The organism is Arthrobacter crystallopoietes BAB-32 (assembly GCF_000328305.2).
Taxonomy (GTDB): domain Bacteria; phylum Actinomycetota; class Actinomycetes; order Actinomycetales; family Micrococcaceae; genus Crystallibacter; species Crystallibacter crystallopoietes_A.
On record NZ_ANPE02000237.1, the window covers coordinates 1 to 7,727 of the forward strand.

Below are 7,727 nucleotides of genomic sequence, written 5' to 3' on the forward strand. Positions count from 1 at the left end.
CCGATGGTGGCGGCCTGGTGCAGGTCCTCGGGCCGGAACCAGCCGCGTTGGCCGGAGCGCAGCCGTTCGCCGTGTTCCAGGGCGCGCATCTCCAGCCATGGATCGACGACGGCGTGCTGGTCCGTGCCGAGGGCGATCCAGGCCCCGGCGTCCCGCAGTGACGCGGCCGGGCCGATCCCGTCCGCCAGGTCCGCTTCCGTCGTCGGACACATCACGATGGTGGCGTGCGCGCGGCCGAGCATCGCGATGTCCGCCTCGGTCAGGTGCGTGGCGTGTACCGCGCTGAGCCGTTCGGTGAGCAGGCCGTGCCGGTGCAGCAGGGCGGTCGGGGTCATCCCGGTGGCCTGCACGCAGGCCTGGTTCTCGGCCGGCTGTTCGGACAGGTGGATGTGCAGGGGCAGGTCGCGCGGCAACTGTTCGGCGATGACCGGCAGGGCGTCGGCCGGCACCCCGCGCACGGAGTGCAGCGCCGCGCCGACCGTGACGTCTTCGGGGGCGAACTCGCGCGCCACGGTTTCGCGCAGGGACTGCAGCCGGTCCAGCCAGGCCTGCACGTCCGCGTCGCCGAACCGGGCCTGCTCGGCGGAGAGCGGCTGGCCGATGCCGCCGGCCAGGTAGCAGGTGTCGAGCAGCGTCAGCCGGATCCGGGCGTTCACGGCAGCCCGCGCCAGCGCCAGCTCCATGGCGTGCGGCCCGCCGCTCTCCGCACCGTAAGGCGTGCCCTCGGGCTGGTGGTGCACGTAGTGGAACTCCGCCACGCTGGTGAATCCCGCGACCACCATTTCGGCGAAGACCGCGGTGGCCAGCTGCTCGTACAGCTCAGGGGTCAGCGCGCCCGCCGCCTTGTACATCTGCTCGCGCCAGCTCCAGAAGCTGCCCACGCCCATATCGTGCGTGCGGCCGCGCAGCACCCGGTGGAACGCGTGCGAGTGCGCATTCGCAGCCGCCGGGAACACCACGCCGGAGAGGCGCACGTCCGCCGCCTTCGGCTGGGTGCCGGTCTTCATCCCGGTGACGATTCCGGACTCGTCCACCTCCAGCCGGATGCCGCGGACCACGCCGCGGTCGCGGATCCAGCCGGACTCGCACCAGACGGCGCTCACAGCAGGGCCTCCAGCACATCGGCCAGCGCTCCGGCCCCGGCGTCAGCGTCGGCGTCCTCCACATGCTCCTCGGGCGAGTGCGAAATCCCGGTCGGGTTCTTCACGAACACCATCGCCGAGGGCACGAAGCCGGCGAGAACACCCGCATCGTGGCCGGCGCCGGTGGGCAGCACGGGCGCACCCGGCAGGGCGTTCTGCACCTGCCGCTGCAGCGCCGCATCGAAGTGCACGGTGCCGCTGAACGATTCCTCGGCCAGCGTTGCCTGGCAGCCTTCGAACGCGGCGATCTTCTGGGCCTTGCCGTGGATGGCCTCGACCAACTGCGCGGTGACCTCATCCTGCGGATGCCGGACATCCAGCCAGAGGTCCACGCGGGAGGCGATCACGTTGGTGCCGCCGGGCACCGGCTGCAGCCGTCCCACCGTGGCGCGGGCGTCCTTGGTCTGCGCCGCCACCTGCTTCACCGCGAGCACGACCTGGGCCGCGGCAACCATCGGATCCCGCCGGTCCTCCATCAGCGTGGTGCCGGCGTGGTTGCCCTGCCCGCAGATGCTGAGCTTCCAGCGCCCGTGGCCCAGGATGGAACTTCCGACGGCGACGGCGGGGCCGTCCTCCCCCAGCCCTCGGCCCTGTTCGACGTGCAGCTCAACGAAGTCGCCGATCCGCCCCAGCGCGTCCTCGTCCCGGCCCAGGTGCTGCGGGTCCAAGCCGTTGATGCGCGCCACGTCGGCCAGGCTGTTGCCGTCGTCGTCCTTTAAGTTCCTGGCCCGGTCCGCATCAATGGCCCCGGTCAGCAGCCGCGAGCCCAGGCAGGCGACGCCGAACCTCGATCCCTCTTCCTCAGGGAAGACCGTCACCGCCAGCGACCGGTTCGGCTGCACCCCGCGGGCCTTGAGCAGGTCCACGGCCACCAGGGCCGAGGCGACGCCGAGCGGACCGTCGAAGGCGCCGCCGCCGGGCACGGAATCCAGGTGGCTGCCGGTGACCAGGGCGCCGCGCTGGGGTTCGCCCCACCAGGCCCACAGAATGCCGTTCCGGTCCGTCTCCACCGCGAGCCCTCGCCGCCCGGCCTGCTCGGTGAACCAGGCGCGCAGGTCCCGCTCGGCAGCCGAATAGACCGGCCGGGTATAGCCGCCGCGTCCAGGGTCGCGGCCGACGTCGGCAATGGAATCGAGCAACGATGTCACGGTGTCCATGGCCACTACCCTACTCAGCCATCGGGATTCGCACTCCGCGTTCGGCGGCAACGTCCGCGGCGCGCTCGTAGCCGGCATCGACATGGCGGATCACGCCCATGCCCGGATCGTTTGTCAGCAGCCGCTCGAGCTTCTGCGCCGCCAGCTCGGTACCGTCGGCCACCGAAACCTGGCCGGCATGGATCGAACGGCCGATGCCGACGCCACCGCCGTGGTGGATGGACACCCAGGTCGCCCCGGAGGACGTATTGACCAGCGCGTTGAGCAGCGGCCAGTCCGCAATCGCGTCCGAGCCGTCCGCCATGCCCTCGGTCTCCCGGTACGGCGAGGCCACGGAACCGGAATCCAGGTGGTCGCGGCCAATCACGATCGGCGCCGACACCTTGCCCTCGGCCACCAGCTGGTTGAACAGCAGGCCGGCCTTGTGGCGCTCACCGTAGCCGAGCCAGCAAATCCGGGCCGGCAGCCCCTCGAATTCGACGTGCTCCTGCGCGGCGTCGAGCCACCGGTGCAGGTGCTCGTTCTCCGGGAAGAGCTCCTTGATCGCCTCGTCCGTGACGCGGATGTCCTCCGGGTCGCCGGACAGGGCGACCCAGCGGAACGGGCCCAGTCCCTCGCAGAACAGCGGCCGGATATAGGCGGGCACGAAGCCGGGGAACTCGAAGGCGCGCTCGTATCCGCCCTTGCGGGCCTCGTCCCGGATGGAGTTGCCGTAGTCGAAGACCTCGGCGCCGGCATCCTGGAACTCGACCATCGCCTGCACATGGCGGGCCATGGAGGCCTGCGCCTTCTTCGTGAAGCCCTCCGGGTCCGCCTGGGCCTCGGCATGCCAGTCCTCGAACGCGACGCCCTCGGGCAGGTAGCTCAGCGGATCATGCGCCGAGGTCTGGTCGGTCACGACGTCGACGGTCAGCTCGCCGGCCTTGTGCCGGCGCAGGAGTTCGGGGAACACTTCGGCGGCATTGCCAACGACGCCGACCGACAGCGGGCGCTTCTCCTCCTGCGCTTTCAGGACCTTTGCGACGGCGGCGTCCAGGTCCGTTTCCACCTCATCCAGGTAGCGCTTGCCGGCCCGGCGGCGCAGCCGGCTCTCATCGACGTCGACGATCAGGCACGCGCCGCCATTGAGGGTCACGGCCAGCGGCTGCGCGCCGCCCATGCCGCCGCAGCCGCCGGTCAGGGTCAGCGTGCCGGCGAGGCTGCCATTGAAGCGCTTGTCCGCGACGGCGGCGAAGGTTTCGTAGGTGCCCTGCAGGATGCCCTGGGTGCCGATGTAGATCCAGGACCCGGCGGTCATCTGCCCGTACATCATCAGGCCCTCGGCCTCCAGCCGGCGGAATTCCGGCCAGTTCGCCCAGTCGCCGACCAGGTTCGAGTTCGCGATCAGCACCCGGGGTGCCCATTCGTGCGTGCGGAAGACGCCGACCGGCTTGCCGGACTGGACCAGCAGCGTCTCGTCCTTCTCCAAGGTTTCGAGTGTGCGGACGATGGCGTCGTAGGCCTCCCAGCTGCGCGCGGCGCGGCCCGTGCCGCCGTAGACAACCAGGTCCTCAGGCCGCTCGGCGACTTCGGGGTCCAGGTTGTTCATGAGCATGCGCAGCGGCGCTTCGGTCTGCCAGCTGCGCGCAGTCAGCTCGGTGCCGCGCGGGGCACGGACGGAGCGGGAGGAATCATGCTGGGTGAAGGACATCGTGTCGGATTCTTTCTGTCCGTAGGGTCAGTGGGAGGGTCAGGATGCGAAGGAGGCGGAGGCTGCTGCCGGGTCCACCACGGTGGGGTTGGCGAACAGCCGGGTGGCTTCGGCGGCGACGAACTCGCCCAGGGAGCGGGCGGCCTCCGCGGAGGTGCGGTAGCTGGGAGCGACGATGCTGAGCGCAGCGACGATTTTGGAGCCGGCCAGCACCGGCGCCGCCACGGCGGTGATATCCGGTTCGACGCCGCTGGCGACGATGGCGAAGGAGCCGGGCTCCACGGCTCCCTGCAGGGCCTGGCCGGCGGCGCTGCCGTCCAGCGGGAAGGTGCGGCCGACCCAGTTGACGTGCCGGACCGCGTGGGTTCCTTCCTCGATGGCCAGGTACAGCCCATGGCTTCCGCCGGCAGCGACGCTCAGGTAGGCGGACTCGCCGGTGCGGGCCACGAGCGCCTGCAGGGAGGCGCGGCTGGTCGCTACCAGCGATTCGTGGCTGAGTGCCTGCACCCCCAGCTGCACCATCCGGAACCCGGGCCGGTAGAGCGCGTCCCCGCGCTTGGCCACGAAACCGTTGGCTTCGAGGGTGCGCAGCAGCCGCAGCGCGGTGCTAGCGGACAAATCGACTTCCTTGGCGGCATCGGCGAGCTTCACGCCGTCGTGCTCGCAGACAACGCGCAGCAAACCCAGCGCGCGGTCCGCAGCTCTGGTGGTGGCATCGGGGCCATTGGCGGCGGCCATGGATCACCTCCGGTTCAAGTGGTTTCGGGGACCAATTTCGTTGCACCCAGTAAAACACCCATTTCACTAACCGGCAATAGGTCTTCCGGACGGAACCATTGACGCAGGCCCGCAGCCTCTGTACCTTTCAGTTAGCGGACTCCGCGTTTTACACAACGAAACACCCCTACCGCCCTTCGGCATATCGGGAGAACACCATGTTTGCAAAGTCTTCGGCCGTCAGGTCCGTCAACCACCGCACTGCTGCTGCCGCGGCGGCAGCAGCCACCGCGCTGATCCTGGCCGGCTGCGGCAGCGGCAGTCCGTCCTCGACCGGCTCGGCACCGGCCGGCGAGGGCCAGGGCTCCGGGGACTTGGACCAGGTGAGCGTCGGGCTCATCCCGATCACCGACGTCGCTCCGGTCTACCTCGGCATCCAGGAGGGTTACTTCGAAGACGAAGGCATCGACCTCCAGGTCCAGCTGGCGCAGGGCGGTGCCGCCATCGTGCCGGCCGTCATGACCGGCGAGTACCAGTTCGGCTACTCGAATGCCGTCTCGCTGCTCATCGCGCAGGACAAGGGCCTGCCCATCAGCGTTGTCTCCAATGGCTCCAGCTCCACGAACGAGCCGGGCAAGGACACCACGGAAGTCGCAGCCATGCCGGACAGCGGCATCCAGGACGCCGCGGACCTGGAAGGCAAGACCGTGGCCGTCAACGCCCTGAACAACTTCGCCGACGTCACGATCCGCAACTCGATGGAACAGGCCGGGGCGGATCCGCAGAAGGTGGATTTTGTGGAGATGCCCTATCCGAACATGCCCGCAGCGCTGGACCGGGGCGACGTGGACGCGGCCTGGACCACCGAGCCGTTCCGCACGCAGATCCTCGAGGCCGGGGGCGAAATCGTCGCCAGCCCCATGACCGACATGGCCGAGAACTTCGACTCCGCCTTCTACTTCACCTCGGAGCAGACCCTGCAGCAGGACCCGGAGCTCGTGGAGCGCTTCCAGCGGGCGCTGGCCAAATCCTTCGAGTTCGCCGTCAATAACGACGACGAAGTCCGCACCATCATCCAGGACTATGCGAAGATCACGCCCGAGCTCGCCGAGACTGTGGAGATGTCCAAGTGGTACCCCGAGGTCAATATGGACGCGCTGCAGAAGCTCGGCGCGGCCGCGAAGAAGTACGGCGTCATCGAGAAGGACCCGGACTACGACGCCCTGATCGCCGACTGACCACCCGAGCCCTGCATCCGAAAGGCACCATGACCGACATGCACACCGTCACCGTCTCCACCGGCCCGCTCTCCCCCACCGACGTCGTCGCCGTCGCCCGCCACGGCGCCCGCATCGAGCTGAGCCCGGAGTCCCTGGAGGCGATGGCCAAATCCCGTGCCGTCATTGACGCGCTCGTAACGGACGACAAGCCGCACTACGGCGTCTCCACCGGGTTCGGCGCCCTCGCCACGCGGCAGATCCCGATCGAGCTGCGCACCCAGCTCCAGCGCAGCCTGATCCGCAGCCACGCCGCCAGCTCCGGGGCCGAGGTGGACCGCGAAGTGGTCCGCGGCCTGATGCTCAACCGGCTGGCCACCATGGCCACCGGCCGCACCGGGGTGCGCCCCGCCGTCGCGCAGGCCTATGCGGGACTGCTCAACGCCGGCATCACGCCGGTGATCGGCGAATTCGGCTCGCTCGGCTGCTCCGGGGACCTGGCGCCGCTGGCGCACTGTGCGCTGGCGCTGATGGGCGAGGGCCAAGTGCGCACCAACGACGGCGGTCTGGTACCGGCTGCGGAGGCGCTGGCTGCCGCCGGGCTTGAGCCAGTGGAGCTGCGCGAGAAGGAAGGCCTGGCGCTGATCAATGGCACCGACGGCATGCTCGGGATGCTCCTCATGGCCGCGGCGGACCTGCACCAGCTGCTGAAGACGGCGGACCTGGCCGCGGCCATGAGCATCGAGGGCCTGCTCGGCACCGACGATGTGCTGGCCGAGGACCTGCACGCGCTGCGCCCTCATCCGGGCCAGATCGACGCTGCCTCCAACATGCGCCGGATCCTGGCCGGCTCCGGGCTGATCGCCCAGCAGAAGGCGGCCGGCGGCGACGGCCACCGCTTCACCCGGGTGCAGGACGCGTACTCGCTGCGCTGCGCGCCCCAGGTCCACGGCGCCGCCCGCGCCACGCTGGCGCATGCCGAGTCGGTCGCCGGCTATGAGCTGGCGTCCGCCATCGACAACCCGGTGGTGACCGTGGACGGCAGGGTCGAATCGAACGGCAACTTCCACGGGGCTCCGGTCGGCTACGTGCTGGACTTCCTGGCCATCGCGGTGGCGGACCTGGCCTCGATGAGCGAACGGCGCACCGACCGCTTCCTCGACACCGCGCGCAGCCACGGGCTCAACGCGTTCCTGGCCGGCGATCCCGGCGTGGACTCCGGCCACATGATCGCCCAGTACACCCAGGCCGGCATCGTCTCCGAGCTCAAGCGGCTGGCCAATCCCGCCTCCGCCGATTCGATCCCGTCCTCGGCCATGCAGGAGGACCATGTCTCCATGGGGTGGGCCGCCGGGCTGAAGCTGCGCCGCGCGGTGGACGGCCTGGCCCGGGTGCTCGCCGTCGAGCTGCTCACCTCCGCCCGCGCACTGGACATGCGCGATGGCGGGACAACCTCCTGCCAGAGCTCGCCTGCGATCGCCGCGGTGCGCCGGCAGGTGCGCAAGGTGGTCGAGGGCCCGGGCACGGACCGCTACCTCGCGCCGGAGATCGAGGCCGTCCGGCTGCTGGTCGGCAGCGGCACGCTGATCGACGCGGTCGAACAGGAACTGGGGACGCCGCTAGACTGATCCCGTGCCGGGCGGCGGCCTGACGGCCCGGCCAACGGCAGCGCGGGAGGGGGCGTTTTCGTGCAATCGGGCGAGGCCAAGCCGGAAGACCATGGCAGGCAGGTGCCAAGCCGGCGGTCGCTGCTGCAGCGCGCGGTTCCGATCATCGCGGTCGGCCTGGGCGCCGGGGCGGCCGG

At 70.1% G+C, this 7,727-nt stretch carries 6 protein-coding genes; 2 read left to right on the top strand and 4 right to left on the bottom strand.

The features are described from left to right. From D477_RS18010 to D477_RS18025, 4 genes are all read right to left on the bottom strand, one after another. The coding region (locus tag D477_RS18010; RefSeq protein WP_005273049.1) for a formimidoylglutamate deiminase at positions 1 to 1,103 on the bottom strand (1,103 nt) is incomplete at its 3' end. Next, positions 1,100 to 2,299 (bottom strand): allantoate amidohydrolase, encoded by a 1,200-nt coding sequence (locus tag D477_RS18015; protein WP_005273052.1) that lies wholly within the window; start codon positions 2,297 to 2,299, stop codon positions 1,100 to 1,102. The genes D477_RS18015 and D477_RS18010, both read right to left, overlap by 4 nt. A 10-nt stretch (positions 2,300 to 2,309) precedes the next feature. Next, on the bottom strand, positions 2,310 to 3,989 hold the full coding sequence (gene hutU / locus D477_RS18020; RefSeq protein ID WP_005273055.1) for a urocanate hydratase: 1,680 nt from the start codon (positions 3,987 to 3,989) through the stop codon (positions 2,310 to 2,312). A 39-nt stretch (positions 3,990 to 4,028) separates the two neighbouring features. Continuing rightward, positions 4,029 to 4,727 (bottom strand): IclR family transcriptional regulator, encoded by a 699-nt coding sequence (locus D477_RS18025; protein WP_005273058.1) that lies wholly within the window; start codon positions 4,725 to 4,727, stop codon positions 4,029 to 4,031. Between the two features lie 197 nt (positions 4,728 to 4,924). Between D477_RS18025 and D477_RS18030 the strand changes: the two genes are divergently transcribed. Together D477_RS18030 and hutH are read left to right on the top strand one after the other, a co-directional pair. Next, positions 4,925 to 5,944 (top strand): ABC transporter substrate-binding protein, encoded by a 1,020-nt coding sequence (locus tag D477_RS18030; RefSeq protein WP_005273061.1) that lies wholly within the window; start codon positions 4,925 to 4,927, stop codon positions 5,942 to 5,944. Positions 5,945 to 5,973: 29 nt separating this feature from the next. Beyond that, a complete protein-coding gene (hutH, locus tag D477_RS18035) occupies positions 5,974 to 7,551 on the top strand; it encodes a histidine ammonia-lyase (protein ID WP_005273063.1) in 1,578 nt (525 codons plus the stop codon). The last annotated feature ends 176 nt before the right edge of the window (positions 7,552 to 7,727 follow it).